This is a genomic window from Streptomyces sp. NPDC045956 (assembly GCF_056430705.1).
The window spans coordinates 131923-153618 of sequence record NZ_JBWKKZ010000001.1; the positions used below are offsets into that span (position 1 = coordinate 131923).

A 21696-nucleotide genomic window follows, 5' to 3' on the forward strand; every position below is an offset into this window, starting at 1 on the left:
GGCGCGGGGCCCGCGGGGGCGAGGTGGCGGGCCCGGTCCGCACGGGACGCGGTGCAGCGGCACGGCCGGCCCGGAGCGAGGTGGCGGTCCTGATCCCTCGCCGGCGACGTGGCGCGGGGCCCGCGGGGGCGAGGTGGCGGGCCCGGTCCGCACGGGACGCGGTGCAGCGGCACGGCCGGCCCGGAGCGAGGTGGCGGTCCTGATCCTTCGCCGGCGACGTGGCGCGGGGCCCGCGGGGTGCAGACGGCGGGCCCGGTCCGCACGGGGCCGAAGCGCCACGGCAGAAGCCGCACGGTCAGGAGGCGGACCCGGTCCGGACGGGGCGAGGTGGCGGTCCCGGTCTCCGCCGGGCGAGATGCTGTGGCGGGACCCCGCCCGGGGTGGGGTGAAGCGGTGGTCCCCGCCCCGTCGAGGTGCCGCGGCAGGCACTCACCGGACGAGGCGGCGCGCCCGGTCCCTCCCCGACGAGGCGGCCCCCGGTCGCTCACCGGGCCAGGCGGCGCGCGCCGGCCCTCACCGGGCCAGGTGACGGACCTGGTCCCACAGGGCCGGGTCCACCTCGCCCACCCGGCGCCGGAAGTCCTTCATCGGCACCCGGCGCAGCTCGTCGGTCTCCAGGAAGCTCGTCCGCCCCCGCGCGTCCCCGACCGAGCCCGGCGGCAGGGTGATCACCCCGGCCCGCCCTTCCCGGTGCCGCGTGGTGATCTTCGCGACGAGCGCGCGCCGTCCGTGCACCGAGATCACCAGACACGGCCGGTCCTTCGCGCCGCCGGTGTCCTCGTACGGCACGTTCGCCCACCAGATCTCCGCGGGCCGGGGCCGGGCCGCCCGTGCCCGGGGTCCCGTCGGACGTCCCGGCGGACGCCGGCTGCCGCCCGGCCGAGGGGGCCGCCGCCCGCGGCCCCAGCCGTCGACGACCGTGGCGACGAGTGCGAGCAGTACCACCGCCGCGAGGGCGAGCCACCAGGACGTGTCCATACGACGACCGTACCGGCGCGCACCACGACCGCGCGCCCCCTCGATGGCCCCATGCGCCCCACGTCCAGCCGAACCGGTGACACCGCAGGTGAGTTCGCCCACAACGGCCCCTGGCGGAGGAGCGACCACAGGTTTTGCGCCTTACGCTCGACAAACCGCACGACCCCCGTCTCTCCACACGCGCCAGCGGAGGTTTCTGCTTCATGAAGCTCACCGTCGTCGGCTGCTCGGGGTCGTTCCCGTCCGCGGAATCGGCCTGCTCGAGCTACCTCGTCGAGGCCGACGGCTTCCGGCTGCTCCTCGACATGGGCAACGGTGCCCTCGGCGAGTTGCAGCGCCACTGCGGTCTCTACGACCTCGACGCGATCTTCCTCAGCCACCTGCACGCCGACCACTGCATCGACATGTGCGCCTACTTCGTGGCGCGCTACTACCGGCACGAAGGCGGCCGCTGCGACCCCCTCCCGGTCTACGGACCCGAGGGCACCGAGCACCGGCTCACCACCGCCTACGCCGACACCCCCACCGCCTCGTCCATGAGCGAGGTCTTCGACTTCCACACGGTCAAGCCGTCCACCTTCGAGGTCGGCCCCTTCACCGTGCACACCGAGCGCGTCGCGCACCCCGTGGAGGCCTACGCCATCCGCGTCGAGCACGACGGCAGGTCGCTGACCTACTCCGGCGACACGGGTGTCACCCCCGTGCTGGACGAACTCGCCCGCGACACCGACCTGTTCCTGTGCGAGGCCGCGTTCACGCACGGCAAGGAGAACATCCCGGACCTGCACCTCAACGGCCGCGAGGCGGGCGAGACCGCCGCCCGCGCCGGTGCCCGCAGCCTGGTCCTCACCCACATCCCGCCGTGGACCGACCCCCGGGTCAACCTCGCCGACGCGCGCGAGGTCTACGACGGACGGGTCGAGGTCGCCGCCGCGGGCGCGGTGTACGAGGTCTGACGCACGACGACGGAGGCGGGGCCGGTCACCTGGACCGGGCCCGCCTCCGTGCGGGACGCGTGCGGGGCTACTTGCCCTCCGCCTTCTGCAACTCGGCTATCTCCTCGTCCGACTCGCGGCCGGGCGTCGGCAGGTTGAACTTCGTGATCGCGAACCGGAAGACCACGTAGTAGACCGCCGCGAAGCACAGGCCGACCAGGGCCAGGCCCCACGGGTTGCTCGCGATGCCCAGGTTCAGGAAGAAGTCGACCGCGCCGGCCGAGAAGCCGAAGCCGTCCTTCATGCCCAGCGCCCAGGTCAGCGCCATCGAGACACCCGTGAGCACCGCGTGGATCGCGTACAGCACCGGCGCGATGAACATGAAGGTGAACTCGATCGGCTCGGTCACACCGGTGACGAAGGACGTCAGCGCGAGCGAGAACATCATGCCGCCCACGACCTTGCGGCGCTCGGGGCGCGCACAGTGCACGATCGCCAGGCAGGCGGCCGGCAGGGCGAACATCATGATCGGGAAGAAGCCCGTCATGAACTGGCCCGCGGTCGGGTCACCGGCCAGGAAGCGGGCGATGTCGCCGCTCTTGCCCTCGTACGAGCCCGCCTGGAACCAGGGGAAGGAGTTCAGCAGGTGGTGCATGCCGATCGGGATCAGCGCCCGGTTGGCGACACCGAAGATGCCCGCGCCGACGGCACCGGAGCCGACCAGCCACTCACCGAAGTTGTGCAGGGCGGTGCCGAGCACCGGCCAGATGTAACCGAAGACGATGCCGAGCACCAGGCCCGCGAAGGCCGACAGGATCGGGACCAGCCGGCGGCCGCCGAAGAAGCCCGCCCAGTCCGGCAGCTTGGTCCGGTAGAAGCGCTGGTAGAGCAGCGCCACCACGATGCCCATGACCACACCGCCGAGGACCTTGGCGTCCACCGGCGCGTCGGTCATGACGACCTTGCCGTCGACGACCTGCGCCACCTGCGGGAGGTTGCTGTCGGTGAACGTGGCCAGCACGTTCTTGAAGACCAGGTAGCCGACGACGGCCGCGAGCGCCGTGGAGCCGTCCGACTTCTTGGCGAAGCCGATGGCGATGCCCACCGCGAACAGCAGTGCCATGTTGTCGAGGATGGCGTTGCCGCCCGCCGCCATGAACCCGGCGATCTTCGTCAGGAACGTGGGGAACTCCGGGCGGCCCAGCATGTCGGTGTTGCCGAGGCGCACCAGCAGGGCGGCGGCGGGCAGCACCGCGACCGGCAGCATCAGGCTGCGGCCGATGCGCTGCATCACAGCCATCACACCGGCGCCCTTCTTCTTCTCTGCCGCGGGCGCGGCGCTGGGCGTGGTCACAACATCCTCCAGGGGGACAGGGCGCGCCGCCCGGTCGCACGGGAAGGAAGAGGACGGCGTCGTCGCAGGTCTAAACCACTCAGTGGTGTAGACCTGTTGTAGCACGATGAAGGCCGTGTAAGGAACCCGCTGTTCCGCGACCGCGGCACTACACGCAGTGGCCGGATCCGGCCCCCGCCCCCACCCCCCGCGAAGGCATGCCGAAGGCCCCCGGACCAGGTCCGGGGGCCTTGGAAGACCACGCTCGAAAGCCTACGCGACGCTAGCCCTTCGCCACGTCCTCCACCTCGTCCTCCGGCTCCCGCCCCGGCGTCTTCAGATCGAACTTCGTGATCGCGAACCGGAAGACCGCGTAGTACACCACCGCGAAGCACAGACCGATCGGGATGATCAGCCACGGCTTCGTCGCCAGGTTCCAGTTGATGACGTAGTCGATCAGCCCCGCCGAGAAACTGAACCCGTCCTTCACCCCCAGCGCCCACGTCACCGCCATCGACACACCCGTCAGCACCGCGTGCACCGCGTACAGCAGCGGCGCGATGAACAGGAACGAGTACTCCAGCGGCTCCGTGATCCCCGTCACGAACGACGTCAGCGCCACCGACAGCATCAGACCGCCGACCTCCTTGCGGCGGTGCGGCTTCGCGCAGTGCGTGATCGCCAGCGCCGCCGCCGGCAGCGCGAACATCATGATCGGGAAGAAACCCGTCGTGAACTGCCCCGCCGTCGGATCGCCCGCCAGGAACATGTTGATGTCACCGTGCACCACCGTGCCGTCCGGCTTCGTGTACGAACCGAACTGGAACCACATCGGCACGTTCAGGAACTGGTGCAGGCCGATCACCAGCAACGCCCGGTTCGCCAGGCCGAAGATGCCCGAACCCCACGCGCCCAGACCGTTCAGCCAGTCGCTGAAGCTCTCCAGCGCACTGCCGATCGGCGGCCACACCCACAGGCACAGCGCCGCGAACACGATCGCCGCGAACGCCATGATGATCGGCACCAGCCGGCGCCCGTTGAAGAAGCCCAGCCAGTCGACCAGCCTCGTACGGTGGAAGCGCTGCCAGAAGTACGCCGCCAGCAACCCGATCACGATGCCGCCGAAGACGCCCGGATTCTGGTACGTGAACGCCGTGACCGTCTCCGACCCGTCGGTGAGCCGGCAGCCGATCTGGGGGACCGCCTCCGCCCCCTCCGGGCAGTCCTCCGGGAACTGCCGCAGCACGTTCCAGTAGACGAGGAAACCCGCCACCGCCGCCAGCGCCGTCGACCCGTCCGCCTTCTTCGCCATCCCGATGGCCACACCCACGCAGAACAGCAGCGGCAGCCCCAGTGAACCGTCCAGCAGCGCCCCGCCCGCACCGGTCATCACCTTCGAGACGTTCGTCCAGCCCAGCCCGTCGTCCCCGAAGACGTCCGGCTGCCCCAGCCGGTTGAGGATGCCCGCGGCGGGCAGAACCGCGATGGGCAACTGAAGACTGCGCCCCATCTTCTGCAAACCCTGGAACAACGTGTTCCAGCGGGCGCGAGCGGGACTGACCGCGCTGTCGGCACTCATCCGGTCTCCATCCGGTCGCCGGTACACTGGTGTAGACCAGTTGACGGTCGGTTCCGCCGCCGTGACGCCATCATTCGGTACACCACCCCCGATGGCTCGCGAAGATGGGCCAACTGTGGGTTACTGCGACAAAGCGGTCCGGACCAGGGAGAAGGAACATGGCCAGCAAGGCTGAGAAGATCGTCGCCGGCCTCGGCGGCATCGACAACATCGACGAGATCGAAGGCTGCATCACCCGCCTCCGCACCGAGGTCAACGACCCCGCGCTGGTCGACGAAGCCGCCCTCAAGGCCGCCGGCGCCCACGGCGTCGTCAAGATGGGCACCGCCATCCAGGTCGTCATCGGCACCGACGCCGACCCGCTCGCGGCCGAGATCGAAGACATGATGTAAGCGCCCCGCCGGCGCACCCAGGGGCCCTTCCCGCCGAGCACCACCGGAAGGGCCCCTCCCCGTGTCCCGCTAGGCTCACCCGCATGTCACGCATCGACGGCCGCACCCCCCAGCAGCTCCGCCCCGTCACCATCGAACGCGGCTGGAGCAAGCACGCCGAAGGCTCCGTCCTCGTCTCCTTCGGCGACACCAAGGTCCTCTGCAACGCCTCCGTCACCGAAGGCGTCCCCCGCTGGCGCAAGGGCAGCGGCGAAGGCTGGGTCACCGCCGAGTACGCCATGCTCCCCCGAGCCACCAACACCCGCGGCGACCGCGAGTCCGTCAAGGGCCGCATCGGCGGCCGCACCCACGAGATCAGCCGCCTCATCGGCCGCTCCCTGCGCGCCGTCATCGACTACAAGGCGCTCGGCGAGAACACCATCGTCCTCGACTGCGACGTCCTCCAGGCCGACGGCGGCACCCGCACCGCCGCCATCACCGGCGCCTACGTCGCCCTCGCCGACGCCATCACCTGGGCCCAGACCACCAAGAAGCTCATCAGGCCCAGCCGCAAGCCCCTCACCGGCACCGTCTCCGCCGTCTCCGTCGGCATCGTCGACGGCACCCCGCTCCTCGACCTCCGCTACGAGGAGGACGTCCGCGCCGACACCGACATGAACGTCGTCTGCACCGGCGACGGCCGCTTCGTCGAGGTCCAGGGCACCGCCGAGGCCGAGCCCTTCGACCGCGCCGAACTCGACGCCCTCCTCGACCTCGCCGCCGGCGGCTGCGCCGAACTGGCCGACCTCCAGCGCAAGGCGCTCGACGCGACCCTCGAAAAGTAAAGAACACCCCAAGGGCGCATCAAGAACGGCGGCCCGGACGAGCAACTCCACCGCCCACCACCGCGTCACTAGCAGTACAGCGACACAGCGACACAGGAGTTCCACGGGCGTACGGCCGCACCCGCCGTACGCCCGGCGCCGCACCGCACGCACACGGGCCGCCCGGCCCTGTCCCAAGGGGAGGACCGAGACCCATGGCCGCGAGCCGCCACCGCCGCCTTCGCCGCACCACCGTCGCCGCCGCAGCCGTGGCGACCTTCGCCCTGACGGCCGGACTCACCACCGGCTGCGACGCCGTCGACAAGGCCCTCGACTGCGTCCAGACCGCCGACGCCATCGCCGACAGCGTCACCGCCCTCCAGCAGGCCGTCGAGAGCGCGTCCAACGACCCGACGCAGCTCGAGGAATCCCTCACCTCCATAGACCGGAACCTCGACAAGATCGGCGACAAGACCGACAACACCGACGTCGCCAAGGCCGTCGACGACCTCGGCAAGGCCGTCGACAACGTCCGCACCTCGGTCGAGAACGGCGACGAGACCCCCGACCTCAGCCCCGTCACCGACGCGGCGGGCGAACTGACCAAGGTCTGCACGCCGTAGCGGGAGCGGGTGCGGGCGGACCGGCGGACGCCCGGGATACTGAACCCATGACCCGCCTGATCCTCGCCACCCGCAACGCCGGAAAGATCACCGAACTCCACGCCATCCTCGCCGACGCGGGCCTGCCCCACGACCTCGTCGGCGCGGACGCCTACCCGGAGATCCCCGACGTCAAGGAGACCGGCGTCACCTTCGCCGAGAACGCCCTCCTCAAGGCCCACGCCCTCGCCCGCGCCACCGGCCACCCCGCCGTCGCCGACGACTCCGGCCTCTGCGTCGACGTCATGAACGGCGCGCCCGGCATCTTCTCCGCCCGCTGGGCCGGCCGCCACGGCGACGACCGGGCCAACCTCGACCTCCTCCTCGCCCAGATCGGCGACATCGCCGACGAGCATCGCGGCGCCCACTTCGCCTGCGCGGCCGCCCTGGCCCTGCCCGACGGCACGGAACGCGTCGTCGAGGGCCGGCTCCGCGGCACCCTCCGCCACACCCCGGCCGGCACGGGCGGCTTCGGCTACGACCCGATCCTCCAGCCCGACGGCGAGACCCGCACCTGCGCGGAACTGACCGCCGACGAGAAGAACGCCATCAGCCACCGAGGCAAGGCGTTCAGGGCGCTGGTGCCGGCGGTACGCGAGCTGCTGGGCTGAGAACGGGGGAGGGGCCGCCCATGGGGGAGGCCCCTCCTGTGTGTGCGGCCGGTGGGACTCGAACCCACACGGGTGTGAACCCACTGGGACCTAAACCCAGCATGACTGCCAAATTCCATCACGGCCGCTCAAAAACGGTCATCGCGCTCGACCGACGGTGGTCAGTCTACGGGCGGCACGGTCCCCCGGGCGAGAGGCACCTTGCTCTTCTGCCGACACCAGGTCTCAGTGAGGGCGTGACAGTTGGGGCAGAGATAGCGCAGATTCTCGGCACGGTTGTCACGCCAGTCGCCGTTGACGTGGTCGATCTGCAAGGTGATGGGCCGCCCCAGCCACTCCCCGGTGTTGCCGCACGTCTTGCATGCGTACGGCACACCGAGTTCGGTCAGTGCCCGGTGGAGCTGCGTTCTGTTGGTCCGTCCGGCGCCGGACGGCAGGATGACGAGCACCCGGTGGGCGACGGGTTCGGGCGCGGGGCGTTCCGGTCGGGCCCACGACCTGCGGGTGAAGTGACTCGTATCGAGACCTAGCCGGGCGGATGCTCTTCGGACACGCCTGTGGTTGGTGGCGTTGACCTCCAGACCGAGATGCCGCATGACGTCCGCGTAACTGGACGAACATCCGACCGCGTAGCGCAAATCCTGCTCGGGAACACGCACTCGCCGGTGGGAGAAGTGCGCCGTGTCGATGCCCTCGGCGCACAGCATGCGCCTCAACGCCGCGTGGGAACGGCTGTCGTCGGGTACCCCCAGTGCCCGGGCCACACCGCGGATACTCGTGGCCGTCGCTGCGGCGGCGCTCAGCTCCTCCGGTGTGCAGGGCAGGTCCGGTTCCGGTGCCTTGAGCCCGGGAAAATGGCTCACGTCGATTCCCGCTGCGCTGATCCGGCGGCGAAGGTGGGAGAGCGTTCCGGTGGCCGGAGTGGCACCCAGCTCGAGGGCGACTTCGCGGAGCGAGGACGAGGATGCGGCGGCCTCCGCGATGGCGGCGTCCGGATACTTGCGCCACGGGCTGCGCTTGACGAAGTGGCTGGTGCTGAGGTCGTACGCCGTGACCTTCTCCTGGAGTACCCGGCGCTGCCCACCGCTCACGCGAAGCCCCAGTCGCCGCGCCAGGTCGGCCCAGTTGCCGGCCTCGGCGACGGCTTCCGCGAGCCGCTCCCGCGTGTACGCGCTGTTCCCCATGGCCCGTCCCCTCCGCGTCCCGACCACCCGTTCGCGGTCTCGTGCGGAGTAACGAACCGTTTATCGGACCGTCACGCACGGAAAGCGGAAGGGCCCGTACCGGACGCTTCCGGTGCGGGCCCTTCGGCGGAGCGGGGTCAGACGCCCAGGTCCTTGATGATCTTGGCTACGTGGCCCGTGGCGCGGACGTTGTACAGGGCGCGTTCCACCTTGCCCTGTTCGTCGACGACGATCGTGGAGCGGATGACGCCCATGTACGTCTTGCCGTAGTTCTTCTTCTCGCCGAAGGCGCCGTACGCGTCCAGGACCTTCTTGTCCGGGTCGGCGAGGAGGGTGACCTTCAGGGACTCCGTGTCGCGGAACCTGGCCAGCTTCTCCGGCTTGTCGGGGGAGATGCCGATCACGTCGTACCCGGCGCCGGCCAGCAGCTCCAGGTTGTCCGTGAAGTCGCAGGCCTGCTTGGTGCAGCCGGGGGTAAGGGCAGCAGGGTAGAAGTAGACGATGACCTTGCGGCCCTCGTGGTCCGACAGGGACACCTCGTTGCCGTCGGCGTCCGGGAGGGTGAAGGCGGGGGCCGGGTCCCCGGGCTGGAGTCGCTCGCTCATCGATCCAGCGTAACGGGGGGTCCTGACAGTGCGGACGACCGAGTAGCTGACAGACTGTCCGGGACAGTGTCACAAGACAGCGGAGGCGTACGGTGGCGGACACGTCGGACAGCAGGACCCCGGCGCAGATCGAGGCGGACATCAGGCGTCGCCGCGAGGTGCTGGCCGAGACCCTCGACGAGCTCGGCATGCGGGTGCACCCGAAGACGATCGTGGGCGATGCGAAGGCCAAGGTCGCCTCCAGCGTCGACCACACCCTCGGGCGGGCCTATGTCGGGGTCAATCGTGTGGTCAGCGATGTGAAGTCGCAGTTCGTGGACGAGAAGGGCGCACCGCGGATGGAGCGCGTCCTGCCCGTCGCGCTGGTGGTCGTCGGCGTCGTGGGGCTGCTGGCCCTGGGCGGTACCCGGCGGCGCGGGCGCTGAGCCGGGGCAGGTAGGTTCAGGGCGTGAGCGACAGGAAGAACGAGCACGGTTCCCCGGACGACAAGCTGCCCATCCGGATGCTGCACGACCGCGTACTCGTGCGGCAGGACGCCGGCGAGGGCGAGCGGCGTTCGGGGGGCGGCATCCTGATCCCCGCCACGGCGGCGGTCGGCCGGCGGCTGGCCTGGGCCGCGGTCGTCGCGGTGGGGCAGAACGTACGGACCGTGGAGCCGGGCGACCGGGTGCTGTACGACCCGGAGGACCGCGCGGAGGTCGAGGTGCGGGGCGTCGGCTATGTGCTGATGCGGGAGCGCGACCTGCACGCGGTGGCCGCGGACCGGTTCGAGGGGTCGGAGGATTCGACCGGGTTGTACCTCTGAACCGGAGGTGTTGAACGGGCCGGAGGGGCCGGTGATCGAGGTCACCGGCCCCTCCGGCCCGTTTTTGCTAGGTTGGAGGGACCCCGACGAGACGCGCCGTACCGGGCTGAAGGAAAAGACGACGCACCCCGTTCAGTTCGTTCACGGAGGTGCCTGTCATGGCCTGGGTTCTGCTGCTTGTCGCCGGTCTGCTCGAGGTCGGCTGGTCGATCGGGATGAAGTACACGGACGGTTTCACCCGTCTCGTCCCCAGTCTGCTCACCGGTGCCGGGATCGTCGCCAGCATGGTCCTGCTGTCGTACGCGGCCCGGACGCTGCCCATCGGTACGGCCTACGGCGTGTGGGTGGGCATCGGCGCGGCCGGTGCGGCGGTGCTCGGCATGGTGGTGCTGGGTGAGCCGGTCACCGCCGCCCGGATCTTCTTCATCTGTCTGCTGCTGGTCGCCGTCGTGGGCCTGAAGGCGACCTCGGGTCACTGACGCGCCGCGACGCCGACTGATCGGCGCTCACTGGCGCCGGGGGGTGATGGGGATGCCGGCGACCGTCCCGGTGTCCGGGTCCCCGCCGCCCGCGCCGCTGGTGTCCCCGCCGCCCTCGGTGGTGCCGCCGTTCGAGGAGTCGTCGCCGCCGCCGTCGCCGCCGCCCGTGGGGCCGGGTTCGGTGCTGGCGCCGCCCGTGGTGGGGCCGCCGGTCGACGGGTCGCCGGTGCCGGTGTTCCCGGTGTCGCCCGGCGGGGTGCTGCTGCCGCCGGTCGTGCCCGGGGTCTCCTCGCCGGTGTCCTCGTCGCCGGTCGAGCCCTCGTCCGGGTCGCCGCTGCCGCTCTCGTCGCCGGAGCCCGGTTCGTCGGAGGCCTCGCCGGAGGGGGCCTCGGTGACGTCGGCGCCGGTCATGAGCTGGAGGTCGAAGTCGGTGACCGGCTCGCCCTTCAGGGCGTCGCGGGTGTACTGGCCCCAGATCTCCGCGGGTGCGCCGCCGCCGTTGACACGGGCGAGGCCCATGGCGCCGTACAGGGACTTGTGGGCGGCGGTCTTCGGGTCCTGGCCCATCACCGAGATGACGGTGGCCAGCTCGGGGGTGTAGCCGGCGAACCAGGCGGCGGTGTCCTCCTCGGCGGTGCCGGTCTTGCCGGCCGCGGGGCGTCCCGCGGCCTGGGCGGCGGTGGCGGTGCCGTTCTGGACGACGCTGCGCAGGACGGAGGTGGTGGTGTCGGCGGCTTCGCGGCTGACGGCCTGGCGCTCGCGCCGCTCGGGCAGTTCGACCTCCTGCTTGCCGTCCTTCATGACCTTCTCGACCAGCGTGTAGGTGCCGTGCCTGCCGTGGTTGGCGAGGGTCGCGTAGGCCTCCGCCATGTCGAGGGGGCTTGCGGTGGCGACGCCGAGGGCGATGGAGGGGGAGGGGGTCAGTTCGGGGGTGTTCTTGGAGAGGCCGAGGTCGATCGCGGTCTGCTGGACCTTGTCGGAGCCGACGTCGACGGCCATCTGCGCGTAGACGGCGTTGACGGACTTGTCGGTGGCCTCGCGGACGGTCACGTCGCCGTAGTCGTGGTGGTCCTCGTTCTCCGGGGCGTAGCGGCCGCCGCTCCAGCCCTGGACGGGGCGTTCGCTGGTGCCGTCGTAGCGCGTGTTGGGGTTGATCATGCGGCCGTCCTGCGTCTCGGAGTGGTTCTCGACGGCCGAGGTGAAGACGAAGGGCTTGAAGGTGGAGCCGACCTGGAAGTCGCGGCGGACGGCGTTGGGTGTGTACTGCTTGACGTAGTCGATGCCGTTGTACATCGCGACGACCTTGCCGGTCCGCGGGTCGACGGAGGCGCCGCCGGCCCGGACGTAGCTGTCGACCTTGCGGTCCTTGTCCAGCTTGGACATCAGCTTGTCGTCGACGGCCTTGACGAAGGCGTCCTGCTTGTCCTTCTGGAGGGTGGTGGTGATGCGGTAGCCGCCGCGGCCGAGTTCCTCCTCGTCGACGATGCCGTTCTGGATCAGCTGGTCGCGGACGATGTTGACGACGTAGCCGCGCTGGCCGGACATGCCGGTGGAGATGGTGGACTTCTTGGGGGCGGGGAACTTCGCGGCGGCGCGTTCGGCGGGGCTGAGCCAGCCCTTGGTGACCATGCCGTCCAGGACGTAGTTCCAGCGGGCCTCGGCGGCGGGCCGGTTCTCGGGGTGGGCGACGACGTCGTACTGGCTGGGCGCGTTGAGCAGGGAGGCGAGGTAGGCGCCCTGGGCCGCGGTGAGGTCCTTGGCGTCGATGCCGTAGTAGGCCTGGGCGGCGGCCTGGATGCCGTAGGCGCCGCGGCCGAAGAAGCTGGTGTTGAGGTAGCCCTCGAGGATGTCGCTCTTGCTCTTCTCCCGGTCGAGCTTGATCGAGATGAAGAACTCCTTCACCTTGCGGGTGACGGTCTGCTCCTGGGCCAGGTAGTAGTTCTTGACGTACTGCTGGGTGATGGTGGAGCCGGACTGCTTGCCCTTGCCGGTGGCGGTGTTCCAGCCGGCCCGCACCATCGCTCCGGGGTCGATGGCGGACTCGGTGTAGAAGTCGCGGTCCTCGGCGGCCAGGACGGCGTGCTGGGCGTCCTTGGAGATGCGGGCGAGCCCGACGTTCTCGCGGTTGACCTCGCCGTCGCGGGCGAGGACGCTGCCGTCGGCGTACAGGTAGACGTTGGACTGCTTGAGGGCGAGCGCGTTGGCGGCCGGGATGTGTACCAGGGAGTAGCCGAGGAAGAAGCCGCCGACGAGCAGGAGGAGGCCGACGACGCAGGTGCCGAGCGCGATGCGCCAGGTCGGGATCAGCCGGCGCCAGCCGGTGCGCCGGGGGCGCTTCGGCTTCTTCTGCTTCCCCGGGCCGTCGGTTCCCGGGGAGCCGGCCGCCTGTGGCTCTCTGGGGGCCCAGCCCTGGTTCGGCTGCTGCGGCTGCGGCTCGTCGCTCATCTCGTGCACGGACTCCTGTTTCGCGTCGTACGGTCTTCTCCCGCACGGCCTTGTCAACGCTTCTGCGCCTGTGGCGCCCCTGATGCCTCGGACGCCCTCTGAAGAAGACTCTCGCACCGGGTGTTCCGTTCCCACTCGACGGCACACCCGTGAAAATCCGTGGCAGGGGCGGTCGGCGGAGCACTAGGCTCCTGCGCTTCGGTGCCGGTCGGGGGGAGTGCGGTGGGCGTGGGCTCGGGGCGGTTGTACGTGGCCGTCGCGGCGGGGGGATTCCGACGGTACGCGACGTATCGGGTGGCCACCGCCGCCGGGGTGTTCACCAACACGGTCTTCGGGCTGGTGCTGGTGTACACGTATCTGGCCCTGTGGGACGAGAAACCGCAGCTCGGTGGCTACGACCAGGCGCAGGCGGTGACGTTCGTGTGGCTGGGGCAGGCCCTGCTGGCGGCGCTGGCGATCGGGGGCGGCGGTTTCGAGGACGAGCTGATGGAGCGCATCCGTACGGGTGATGTCGCGGTGGATCTGTACCGGCCGGTGGATCTTCAGCTGTGGTGGCTGGCGGCGGACGTGGGGCGGGCGCTGTTCCAGTTGGTGGCGCGGGGGGTGGTGCCGTTGGTGTTCGGTTCGCTGTTCTTCCCGGTGGAGCTGCCGCGTGAGGTGTCCGTGTGGGCGGCGTTCCTGGTGACGGTGGTGCTGGCGATGGTGGTGGGTTTCGCGTTGCGCTATCTGGTGGCGCTCTCGGCGTTCTGGCTGCTGGACGGGACGGGCGTGAAGCAGATGGGGTGGATCGTGGGGCTGTTCTGCTCGGGGATGCTGTTGCCGCTGAACGTGTTCCCGGGGGAGCTGGGCGAGGTCGTGCGCATGCTGCCGTGGTCGTCGCTGCTCCAGGCGCCGGCGGACGTGCTGCTGGGGGAGGCCGGGGCGGTGGGGACGTTCGTCTTCCAGGCGGGGTGGGCGGTGGTGCTGCTGGCGGTGGGGCGGCTGGTGCAGTCGGCGGCGACGCGGCGGGTGGTGGTCCAGGGTGGCTGAGGCGGCGCACGCGGACGGCCGGGGCCGGGTCGCGGAGGGGCTGCGGGTGTACGGCCTGATCGTGATGATGTGGGTGCGGTCGACGATGGCGTACCGGACGTCGTTCGCGCTGACGGCGTTCGGGAACCTCGCGGTGACGGCGCTGGACTTCGTGGCGATCCTGCTGATGTTCTCCCAGGTCGACGCGTTGGGCGGGTGGTCGCTGCCGGAGGTGGCGCTGCTGTACGGGCTGTCCGGTGTGTCCTTCGGGCTGGCCGACCTGGCGATCGGGTCGATGGAGCGGCTGGGCCGCCGGGTGCGGGACGGCACCCTGGACACGTTGCTGGTGCGTCCGGTGCCGGTGCTGGCGCAGGTGGCGGCGGACCGCTTCGGGTTGCGGCGGGTGGGCCGGGTGGTGCAGGGGCTGCTGGTGCTGGGGTACGCGCTGGTGGTCGTGGACGTCGACTGGTCGGTGGCGAAGCTGCTGCTGGTGCCGGTGATGCTGCTGAGCGGGGCGGGCATCTTCTGCGCGGTGTTCGTGGCGGCGGCGGCGTTCCAGTTCGTGGCGCAGGACGCCTCGGAGGTGTCGAACGCCTTCACCTACGGCGGGACGACGATGGTGCAGTATCCGCCGACGGTGTTCGCGCTGGACCTGGTGCGGGGGGTGACGTTCGTGGTGCCGTTGGCCTTCGTGAACTGGCTGCCGGCGTGTTACGTGCTGGGGCGGCCGTATCCGCTGGACCTGCCCCGGTGGGTGGCGTTCGGGTCGCCGCCGGTGGCCGTGGCGTGCTGCGCGCTGGCGGGGCTGGCCTGGCGGGCGGGGCTTCGTTCGTATCGGAGTACGGGGAGTTGAGGGCGTTGGCACAGGCGGTGGACGGCGTGGGGTCCGGGGCGGGTTACATCGAGCTGGTCGGGGTGGAGAAGGTCTTCGACGTGCGCAGGAGGACCGGTTTCCTGAAGCGGGAGCGGCGGCGGGTGCGGGCCGTGGACGGGCTGTCGTTCTCCGTGGCGCGCGGCGAGATGGTCGGCTTCATCGGTCCGAACGGTGCCGGGAAGTCGACGACGATCAAGATGCTGACGGGCATCCTGACGCCGAGCGGCGGCCGGCTGCGGGTGGCCGGCATCGATCCGTCCCGGGAGCGGACGCGGTTGGCGCGCCGTATCGGGGTGGTGTTCGGGCAGCGGACGACGCTGTGGTGGGACCTGCCGCTGATCGACTCCTACCGGCTGGTGCACCGCATGTACCGCATCCCGGACGCCCGCTACCGCGAGAACCTGGACCGGTGCGTGGAGCTCCTCCAGCTGGAGGAGCTGCTGGACGTGCCGGTGCGGCAGCTGTCGCTGGGGCAGCGGATGCGCGGCGACATCGCGGCGGCGCTGCTGCACGATCCGGAGGTGCTGTACCTGGACGAGCCGACGATCGGCCTGGACGTGGTGTCGAAGGCGAAGGTGCGGGGTTTCCTGCGGGACCTGAACGCGGAGCGCGGCACCACGGTGCTGCTGACGACGCACGATCTGCAGGACATCGAGCAGCTGTGCTCCCGGGTGATGGTGATCGACCACGGGCGGCTGATGTACGACGGTCCGCTCGCGGGGCTGCACGAGGCGGGGGAGAGCGAGCGCACCCTGGTGGTGGACCTGGAGCGGGAGTTGCCGCCGGTCGAGGTGGCGGCGCCCGCGCGGGTGGTGCGGGTGGAGGGGCCGCGGCAGTGGCTGGCGTTCCCGGCGTCGGCGTCGGCGGCGGGGCTGGTGGCGCGGATCGCGGCGGAGTACCCCCTGGTGGACCTGTCGGTGCGGGAGCCGGACATCGAGTCGGTGATCGCCAAGATGTACGCGGAACGCTCGAGCGCGTAGTTTCCGGCGCGGTGACCTCGTAGGCTGCTGTACATGACCGACGACGCCCCGGAACTCCGCGCATCCGACGCCGACCGTGAACGAGTCGCCGAGGTCCTCAGGGACGCCCTCGCCGAGGGGCGCCTGGACATGACCGAGTTCGAGGAGCGGCTGGACGCCACGTACAGCGCCCGTACGTACGGGGAGCTGGCGCCGATCACCAGGGACCTGCCGGTCGGCGGGGGAGTCGTGACGCCCAGGGTGTCGATGACCAAGGAGCCGGTGGCGGACGGGGACTGGGCGGGCCGGGTCACCGGTGGCGAGGGGTCGTCGTCGTGGGCGGTGGCCGTGATGTCCGGGTTCCAGCGCAAGGGGCGCTGGACGGTGCCCAAGCGGTTCAACTCCTTCGCCTTCTGGGGCGGTGGGGAGATCGATCTGCGGGACGCGTACTTCGCCGACCGCGAGGTCGTGATCAACTGCGTGGCGATCATGGGCGGGGTGGACGTGATCGTGCCGCCGGGGGTCGAGGTGCTGGTCCGCGGGGTCGGTGTCATGGGCGACTTCGACCACCGGGAGTCCGGTGTGCCGGGCGAGACGGGGGCGCCGCGCGTGATCGTGACCGGCTTCGCCTTCTGGGGCGGCGTCGGTGTCCGCCGCAAGCTGACGCGGGCGGAGAAGCTGCGGGTCCGGGAGGAGCGCCGGCAGGAGAAGCTGGAGCGCACGGCCGGGCGCGGGGAGGCGCACTCCTCCACCCGGGAGGAGCTGGCGGACGCGCACCACAGCATGATCGAGGGGCACCGGGAGATGATGCGCGGGCTGCGCGACGAGCGCCGCGAGGAGCGTGAGCTGCGCCGCGAGGAGCGGGACCGCCGCAGGCGGGACGAGGACTGAGCCGCGCCCCGCGCCCGGCGGCCGGCGCGCGGGCCGGTCACAGCTGGACCGGCGCGGCGCCCTTCAGGTCGTCCAGGTCCAGGGTCCGGCCCATGCGCGCGTAGCCCTGGTCGCTGGGGTGCAGGTGGTCGCCGCTGTCGTACTGGGCGCGCAGCCGGCGCGGGTCGTAGGGGTCGCGCAGGGCCTTGTCGAAGTCGACGACCGTGTCGAAGACGCGGCCCGAGCGGATCTCCTCGTTGATCTCCTGCCGCATCGTCTCGCGGGCCGGCGTGTGGCCGGCGTGGCCGCCGAACGGCGTGATCGTTCCGCCGACGACCTTCAGTCCCCGGGCGTGGGCCTGGCCGGTCAGGGTGCGCAGGCCTTCGAGGACGCGGTCGCGGTCGGCGAGTTCCGGGCTGTGCAGGATGTCGTTGACGCCGATGAGGATGACGACGACCTTGGGGTTGGTGCGGCCCAGTACGTCCCGTTCGAACCGGCTCAGCGCGCTGGGGTTGTCGGCGGGCCGGCCGGACCTGCTGGTGAGGATGCGGTTGCCGCTGATCCCCTGGTTGACGACGCTGTAGCGGGGGGTGTCCCGCCCGCTGCGGGCCGCGTCGTGCAGGCGCTCGGCGAGGACGTCGGTCCAGCGGTGGTTGGCGTTGGTCCCGGAGCCGAGGCCGTCGGTGATCGAGTCGCCGAAGGCGACGACGGTGCCCTCGGCCTCGTGGCTCAGCACGTCCAGCGCGGTCAGGTAGCGCCAGTACCGGGTCTCGGTGGTGTAGGCGACGGCCGTGACGTCCAGGGCGCGGTCGCCCTCGGCGAGGTAGCTGATCTGCTGCGCGCGCGGGTGGTAGGTGACCGGTCCGGAGGGGACCGGGGAGTACGTGGTGACCAGGACGTCCGCGCCGTAGGGGACGGCGATGCGGGCGATGTCGCTCATCACCTGTCCGCCCGGCGGGATGACGACGCGGGGGCTGCCGGCGAAGGTGAGCCGGCGCATGGTGTCGGCGAGCGCGGCGGCGGTGTCGGGGCCCGCGGCCAGGGCGACCGAGGCGTGCGTGATGGTCAGCGGGGACTGCCCGTACAGGTTGGACAGGGTGATCCGGGCGCTGGTGCCGCCGACGCTCGGGTGCACCACGTTGCGCACCGACAGGCCCGCCATGCCGGTGGTCTCGGTGCCCGGCTCGGCCGCCGCCGGTGCGGTGGACCAGGCTCCGACCCAGGTGCCGGTGGATGCGGGGGCGGCCTCGCCCCCCGGGAAACGCCCGCCGGCGACCGGTGGGGTGCGGTCCCCGGTGCCGTCGTCGGCGGACGCGCCGACGTATATGGCCGCGGAGATCGCCACTATCAGGGTGACGATCGCCGCGAGCAGGGCACGGTGCTGGGTGGGAGGTGCCCCCGTACCTCCGTCACGACCCCGGGTCATGCTGTGCTGTTCTCCTCGGGCGAGGGGAGCCCGAGGCTCCGGTCCGATGACCCCATGATGCGTCATGGGTCGGGGAAAGGCCGTACGACCCCCGGGCGTTCCCCCTCCCGGACAGACGCCGGGAACTTGTGTTCCGTTCCGGGAGTCGGTCAGGAAGGGACAATGTGTGCGGGACGCAACAGTGAACGGTGGAGCGGATGGACAGCAGTGGAGCGGGACTTCCGGAAGGTTCCGGCGACACCGGCGGTACCGGTGACACCGGGACGGGCGCCGGAACCGGCGGCGGGACGGGCGCCGGTACGGGCGGCGGGACGCGCGTGCGGCCTCCCGTGAAGGCCGGAAGCACCGCCTCCGGAGCCTCCGGAGCGCCCGGCTCTCCCGGCGCCCCCGGTGCCTTCCGCGACCGGGCGATGACGTCCTTCAGCCCGGCCGACGAGGAGAAGCGCCGCGGCGTGCGCCGCATGAAGCTCACCGCCACCGGCCTGCTGCTCTTCGTCGCCGTGGTCTACGTGCTGGCCGAGTGGGCCGCCCACCGGGGCGCCGGCGCCTGGGCCGGCTACGTCGCCGCCGCCGCCGAGGCCGGCATGGTCGGCGCGCTCGCCGACTGGTTCGCGGTCACCGCCCTCTTCCGCCACCCGCTGGGCCTGCCCATCCCGCACACGGCGATCATCCCGAAGAAGAAGGACCAGCTCGGCGTCTCGCTCGGCGAGTTCGTCGGCGAGAACTTCCTCTCCGAGGCTGTCGTACGGCAGCGGCTGCGCGCCGTCGGCATCGGCAGCCGGCTCGGCGCCTGGCTCGCCGTGCCCGAGCACGCCGACCGGGTGACGGCGGAGCTGTCCGCCGCCCTGCGCGGCGCCCTCACCGTGCTCCGCGACTCCGACGTGCAGGCGGTGGTGGGGGAGGCGATCACCCGGCGGGCCGACGCCCAGGAGATCGCCCCCGGCATCGGCAAGCTGCTGGAGCGCGTCGTCACCGACGGCGGCCACAAGCGGGCCGTCGACCTCGTCGTCTCCCGCGCGCACGACTGGCTGGTCCTGCACGGCGACTCCGTGATGGACGCCGTGCAGGGCGGGGCACCCGGATGGACGCCCCGGTTCGTGGACAAGCGGGTCGGCGAGCGCGTCTACAAGGAACTGCTGCGCTTCGTCACCGAGATGCGGGACATGCCCGCCCACCCGGCGCGCGGCGCCCTCGACCGCTTCCTCGCCGACTTCGCCTCCGACCTCCAGGCCGACACGGACACCCGCGCGCGCGTGGAGCGGCTGAAGACCGAGGTGCTGGGGCGCGGCGAGGTCCAGGACCTGATCGCGTCCGCCTGGACGGCCGTACGATCCATGATCGTCTCCGCGGCGGAGGACGAGCGCAGCGAACTGCGCCTGCGGGTGCGGGCCTCGCTGCTGTCGCTGGGTGCCCGGATGGCCTCCGACCCCAAGGTGCAGGGCAAGGTCGACGGCTGGGTCGAGGGGGCCGCGGTGTACGTGGTCACCACCTACCGGCGCGAGATCACCTCCCTGATCACGGACACCGTGGCGAGCTGGGACGCCGAGCACACCACGAAGAAGATCGAGGCGAACATCGGCCGCGACCTCCAGTTCATCCGGATCAACGGCACGGTGGTCGGCTCGCTCGCCGGGCTGCTGATCTACACGGTCTCCCGCATCCTGGGGGCGTAGGGCCGCCGCGGGCGGCCCTCGGGCCTCCCGGCGCGGCGGGCGTGTTCCTCCCGGTGCAGGGCACAAGGGAGGCGTTCGCTCGACGGAGAGGGAGCCATGACAGCAGAATCGTCGTCGGCCTCGGTGCCCAACCCGACCGGTACGGTCACCACGGCCGTCCCCGCCCGCCTGGACCGGCTGCCCTGGTCCCGGTGGCACTGGATGATCGTGATCGGCCTGGGCACCGTCTGGATCCTGGACGGCCTGGAGGTCACGATCGTCGGCAACGTCGCCGGACGCATCGCCGAGGACGGCAGCGGACTGGACATCAGCTCCGCCCAGATCACCGGCCTCGCCGCCGCCCTGTACGTGGCGGGCGCCTGCTGCGGGGCCCTGTTCTTCGGCTGGCTCACCGACCGCTACGGCCGCAAGAAGCTGTTCATCACGACCCTGGTCGTGTACCTGGCGGCGACCGCGCTGACGGCCCTGTCCTTCGAGTCCTGGTGGTTCTTCCTCTTCCGCTTCCTCACCGGCTTCGGCATCGGCGGCGAGTACGCGGCGATCAACTCCGCGATCGACGAGCTGATCCCGTCCAAGTACCGCGGCCGCGTCGACCTCATCATCAACGGCAGCTACTGGCTCGGCGCGATCGGCGGCTCCCTGCTGTCCATCGTCATGCTGGACACCGACATCTTCCCCAAGGACCTCGGCTGGCGGCTCAGCTTCGGCCTCGGCGTCGTGCTCGGCCTGGTCATCCTCCTGGTCCGCCGGCACGTACCGGAGAGCCCGCGCTGGCAGTTCATCCACGGCCAGGGCGAGAAGGCCGACACCCTCGTCTCCTCGGTCGAACGGGAGATCGAGGAGGAGAAGGGCGAGAAACTCCCCCCGCCGGCCGGTGAGATCACCATCCACCAGCGCAAGAGCATCGGCTTCGGCCTCATCGCCAAGACCGTCTTCGGCCGCTACCCGCGCCGCGCGGTCCTCGGCCTCTCCCTCTTCATCGGCCAGGCCTTCCTCTACAACGCCATCACCTTCGGCTTCGGCGCCATCCTCATCACCTTCTTCGACGTGCCGACCGGCAGCACCGGCTACTACTTCGCCGTCATCGCGGCCGGCAACTTCATGGGCCCGCTGCTCCTCGGCCACCTCTTCGACACGGTCGGCCGCCGCATCATGATCTCCAGCACCTACCTGCTCTCCGGCATCCTGCTCTTCGGCACGGCCTACCTCTTCGACCGCGGCTCGCTCACGGCGACGACGATGACGGCCTGCTGGTGCGTGGTGCTGTTCTTCGCGTCGGCGGGCGCCTCCAGCGCCTACCTGACCGTCTCCGAGATCTTCCCGATGGAGACCCGCGCGATGGCCATCGCCTTCTTCTACGCCCTCGGCACCGCCGCCGGCGGCATCAGCGGCCCGCTGCTCTTCGCCGACCTCACCGAGTCCGGGGTGGTCGCCGACACGGTCCTCGCCTTCCAGATCGGCGCCGGGCTGATGTGCGCGGCCGGCCTGGTGGCGGCGTTCCTCGCCGTGAAGGCGGAACGGCGCTCGCTGGAGGACATCGCGGAGCCGCTGTCCTCGGTGGGGGCGGGGCCGGGCGGACCGTCCGGCTCCGGGACGGCGAAGGCGTAGCGCCGGCCCACCGGCCGTGGCGCAGCGTCGGCCCATCTACCGTCAGGAGCGGTCTGTCCGACCGTCAGGAGCCGCCCTCCCCCCGAGCGTCAGGAGCCGCCCGATGACCGTCCGCCGCGTCGTCCCCAACCACCGGGTCGAGTCCGAGGAACAACTCACGGCGAGCCGCGACTTCTACGGCCTGCTGGGCTTCGAGGAGGTCATGGCCATGGGCTGGGTGACGACCCTGGCCTCCCCGGCCAACCCCACCGCCCAGATCAGCTTCTTCACCGAGGAGCGGACCGCGCCCGTCGTCCCCGACCTGAGCGTGGAGGTCGAGGACGTCGACGCGGTCCACGCCCAGGTGCTCGCCTCGGGCGCCGAGATCGTACGGGACCTGCGGGACGAGGAGTGGGGCGTACGGCGCTTCTTCGTGCGGGCCCCCGACGGGCGGGTGGTGAACGTCCTCACGCACCTGCCGTAGCCGA

Annotated in this window: 22 protein-coding genes, 1 tRNA gene and 1 riboswitch; of the genes, 15 read left to right on the top strand and 8 right to left on the bottom strand. The window is 71.2% G+C overall.

The window, feature by feature from the left end:
- Positions 1–513 precede the first annotated feature (513 nt).
- Positions 514–978 (bottom strand): type II toxin-antitoxin system PemK/MazF family toxin, encoded by a 465-nt coding sequence (locus AC07FV_RS00535; RefSeq protein WP_479083632.1) that lies wholly within the window; start codon positions 976–978, stop codon positions 514–516.
- A gap of 203 nt (positions 979–1181) precedes the next feature.
- Between AC07FV_RS00535 and AC07FV_RS00540 the strand changes: the two genes are divergently transcribed.
- Positions 1182–1934 carry an MBL fold metallo-hydrolase gene (locus AC07FV_RS00540; RefSeq protein ID WP_356603872.1) on the top strand — a complete coding sequence of 251 codons (753 nt, stop codon included), beginning with the start codon at positions 1182–1184 and terminating at the stop codon, positions 1932–1934.
- Positions 1935–2001: 67 nt separating this feature from the next.
- On the opposite strand, the gene AC07FV_RS00545 is transcribed toward AC07FV_RS00540, so the two are convergent.
- The gene (locus AC07FV_RS00545; RefSeq protein ID WP_383640199.1) at positions 2002–3267 is read right to left on the bottom strand and encodes a PTS transporter subunit EIIC; all 1266 of its coding nucleotides are present in this window, start codon (positions 3265–3267) and stop codon (positions 2002–2004) included.
- Between the two features lie 262 nt (positions 3268–3529).
- Positions 3530–4825, bottom strand: a complete 1296-nt coding sequence (locus tag AC07FV_RS00550) for a PTS transporter subunit EIIC (protein ID WP_479083633.1) — start codon at positions 4823–4825, stop codon at positions 3530–3532.
- A 158-nt stretch (positions 4826–4983) separates the two neighbouring features.
- Between AC07FV_RS00550 and AC07FV_RS00555 the strand changes: the two genes are divergently transcribed.
- The 4 genes from AC07FV_RS00555 to rdgB all read left to right on the top strand — a co-directional run bounded on the left by AC07FV_RS00555 (position 4984) and on the right by rdgB (position 7293).
- Positions 4984–5217: a PTS sugar transporter subunit IIB gene (locus AC07FV_RS00555; protein ID WP_053131695.1), complete on the top strand. Its 234-nt coding sequence runs from the start codon at positions 4984–4986 to the stop codon at positions 5215–5217.
- Positions 5218–5300: 83 nt separating this feature from the next.
- Positions 5301–6041, top strand: a complete 741-nt coding sequence (rph, locus tag AC07FV_RS00560) for a ribonuclease PH (RefSeq protein WP_383640206.1) — start codon at positions 5301–5303, stop codon at positions 6039–6041.
- Between the two features lie 194 nt (positions 6042–6235).
- Positions 6236–6643 (top strand): hypothetical protein, encoded by a 408-nt coding sequence (locus AC07FV_RS00565; protein ID WP_479083635.1) that lies wholly within the window; start codon positions 6236–6238, stop codon positions 6641–6643.
- 47 nt (positions 6644–6690) lie between these two features.
- The gene (rdgB, locus tag AC07FV_RS00570) at positions 6691–7293 is read left to right on the top strand and encodes an RdgB/HAM1 family non-canonical purine NTP pyrophosphatase (RefSeq protein ID WP_479083636.1); all 603 of its coding nucleotides are present in this window, start codon (positions 6691–6693) and stop codon (positions 7291–7293) included.
- A gap of 43 nt (positions 7294–7336) precedes the next feature.
- On the opposite strand, the gene AC07FV_RS00575 is transcribed toward rdgB, so the two are convergent.
- The 3 genes from AC07FV_RS00575 to bcp all read right to left on the bottom strand — a co-directional run bounded on the left by AC07FV_RS00575 (position 7337) and on the right by bcp (position 9082).
- Positions 7337–7421, bottom strand: a tRNA-Leu gene (locus AC07FV_RS00575).
- 33 nt (positions 7422–7454) lie between these two features.
- On the bottom strand, positions 7455–8477 hold the full coding sequence (locus AC07FV_RS00580; RefSeq protein WP_479083637.1) for an HNH endonuclease signature motif containing protein: 1023 nt from the start codon (positions 8475–8477) through the stop codon (positions 7455–7457).
- A gap of 137 nt (positions 8478–8614) precedes the next feature.
- Positions 8615–9082, bottom strand: coding sequence for a thioredoxin-dependent thiol peroxidase (gene bcp, locus AC07FV_RS00585; protein ID WP_458417978.1), 468 nt, complete (start codon positions 9080–9082; stop codon positions 8615–8617).
- 92 nt (positions 9083–9174) lie between these two features.
- Here bcp and AC07FV_RS00590 point away from each other — a divergent pair, with 92 nt between their 5' ends.
- The 3 genes from AC07FV_RS00590 to AC07FV_RS00600 all read left to right on the top strand — a co-directional run bounded on the left by AC07FV_RS00590 (position 9175) and on the right by AC07FV_RS00600 (position 10366).
- Positions 9175–9507, top strand: a complete 333-nt coding sequence (locus AC07FV_RS00590; protein WP_356603857.1) for a DUF3618 domain-containing protein — start codon at positions 9175–9177, stop codon at positions 9505–9507.
- Between the two features lie 77 nt (positions 9508–9584).
- Positions 9585–9887, top strand: coding sequence for a GroES family chaperonin (locus tag AC07FV_RS00595; protein WP_383641017.1), 303 nt, complete (start codon positions 9585–9587; stop codon positions 9885–9887).
- Positions 9888–9947: 60 nt separating this feature from the next.
- Positions 9948–10015, top strand: a riboswitch (guanidine-III (ykkC-III) riboswitch).
- A 30-nt stretch (positions 10016–10045) separates the two neighbouring features.
- Positions 10046–10366: a DMT family transporter gene (locus tag AC07FV_RS00600; protein WP_053131664.1), complete on the top strand. Its 321-nt coding sequence runs from the start codon at positions 10046–10048 to the stop codon at positions 10364–10366.
- 27 nt (positions 10367–10393) lie between these two features.
- On the opposite strand, the gene AC07FV_RS00605 is transcribed toward AC07FV_RS00600, so the two are convergent.
- The gene (locus AC07FV_RS00605) at positions 10394–12811 is read right to left on the bottom strand and encodes a transglycosylase domain-containing protein (RefSeq protein ID WP_479083639.1); all 2418 of its coding nucleotides are present in this window, start codon (positions 12809–12811) and stop codon (positions 10394–10396) included.
- A gap of 222 nt (positions 12812–13033) precedes the next feature.
- Here AC07FV_RS00605 and AC07FV_RS00610 point away from each other — a divergent pair, with 222 nt between their 5' ends.
- The 4 genes from AC07FV_RS00610 to AC07FV_RS00625 are packed head-to-tail and all read left to right on the top strand — an operon-like array spanning position 13034 to position 16543.
- The gene (locus tag AC07FV_RS00610; protein WP_479083641.1) at positions 13034–13840 is read left to right on the top strand and encodes an ABC transporter permease; all 807 of its coding nucleotides are present in this window, start codon (positions 13034–13036) and stop codon (positions 13838–13840) included.
- Entirely contained in the window at positions 13833–14672 is an 840-nt protein-coding gene (locus AC07FV_RS00615) for an ABC transporter permease (protein WP_479083642.1), read from the top strand. The genes AC07FV_RS00610 and AC07FV_RS00615 overlap by 8 nt, the downstream gene beginning before the upstream one ends.
- Entirely contained in the window at positions 14669–15673 is a 1005-nt protein-coding gene (locus AC07FV_RS00620; RefSeq protein WP_479083643.1) for an ABC transporter ATP-binding protein, read from the top strand. Before AC07FV_RS00615 ends, AC07FV_RS00620 begins: the two co-directional genes overlap by 4 nt.
- A gap of 33 nt (positions 15674–15706) precedes the next feature.
- Entirely contained in the window at positions 15707–16543 is an 837-nt protein-coding gene (locus AC07FV_RS00625) for a DUF1707 SHOCT-like domain-containing protein (protein ID WP_479083645.1), read from the top strand.
- 37 nt (positions 16544–16580) lie between these two features.
- Here the strand turns inward: AC07FV_RS00625 and AC07FV_RS00630 are convergent, their stop codons facing one another.
- The gene (locus AC07FV_RS00630) at positions 16581–17948 is read right to left on the bottom strand and encodes an SGNH/GDSL hydrolase family protein (protein ID WP_479083647.1); all 1368 of its coding nucleotides are present in this window, start codon (positions 17946–17948) and stop codon (positions 16581–16583) included.
- A gap of 197 nt (positions 17949–18145) precedes the next feature.
- On the opposite strand from AC07FV_RS00630, the gene AC07FV_RS00635 reads away from it, so the two are divergent.
- From AC07FV_RS00635 to AC07FV_RS00645, 3 genes are all read left to right on the top strand, one after another.
- On the top strand, positions 18146–19621 hold the full coding sequence (locus tag AC07FV_RS00635; RefSeq protein ID WP_479083649.1) for a DUF445 domain-containing protein: 1476 nt from the start codon (positions 18146–18148) through the stop codon (positions 19619–19621).
- A 96-nt stretch (positions 19622–19717) separates the two neighbouring features.
- On the top strand, positions 19718–21229 hold the full coding sequence (locus AC07FV_RS00640; RefSeq protein ID WP_479083650.1) for an MFS transporter: 1512 nt from the start codon (positions 19718–19720) through the stop codon (positions 21227–21229).
- A gap of 103 nt (positions 21230–21332) precedes the next feature.
- Positions 21333–21692 (top strand): VOC family protein, encoded by a 360-nt coding sequence (locus tag AC07FV_RS00645; RefSeq protein ID WP_479083651.1) that lies wholly within the window; start codon positions 21333–21335, stop codon positions 21690–21692.
- The last annotated feature ends 4 nt before the right edge of the window (positions 21693–21696 follow it).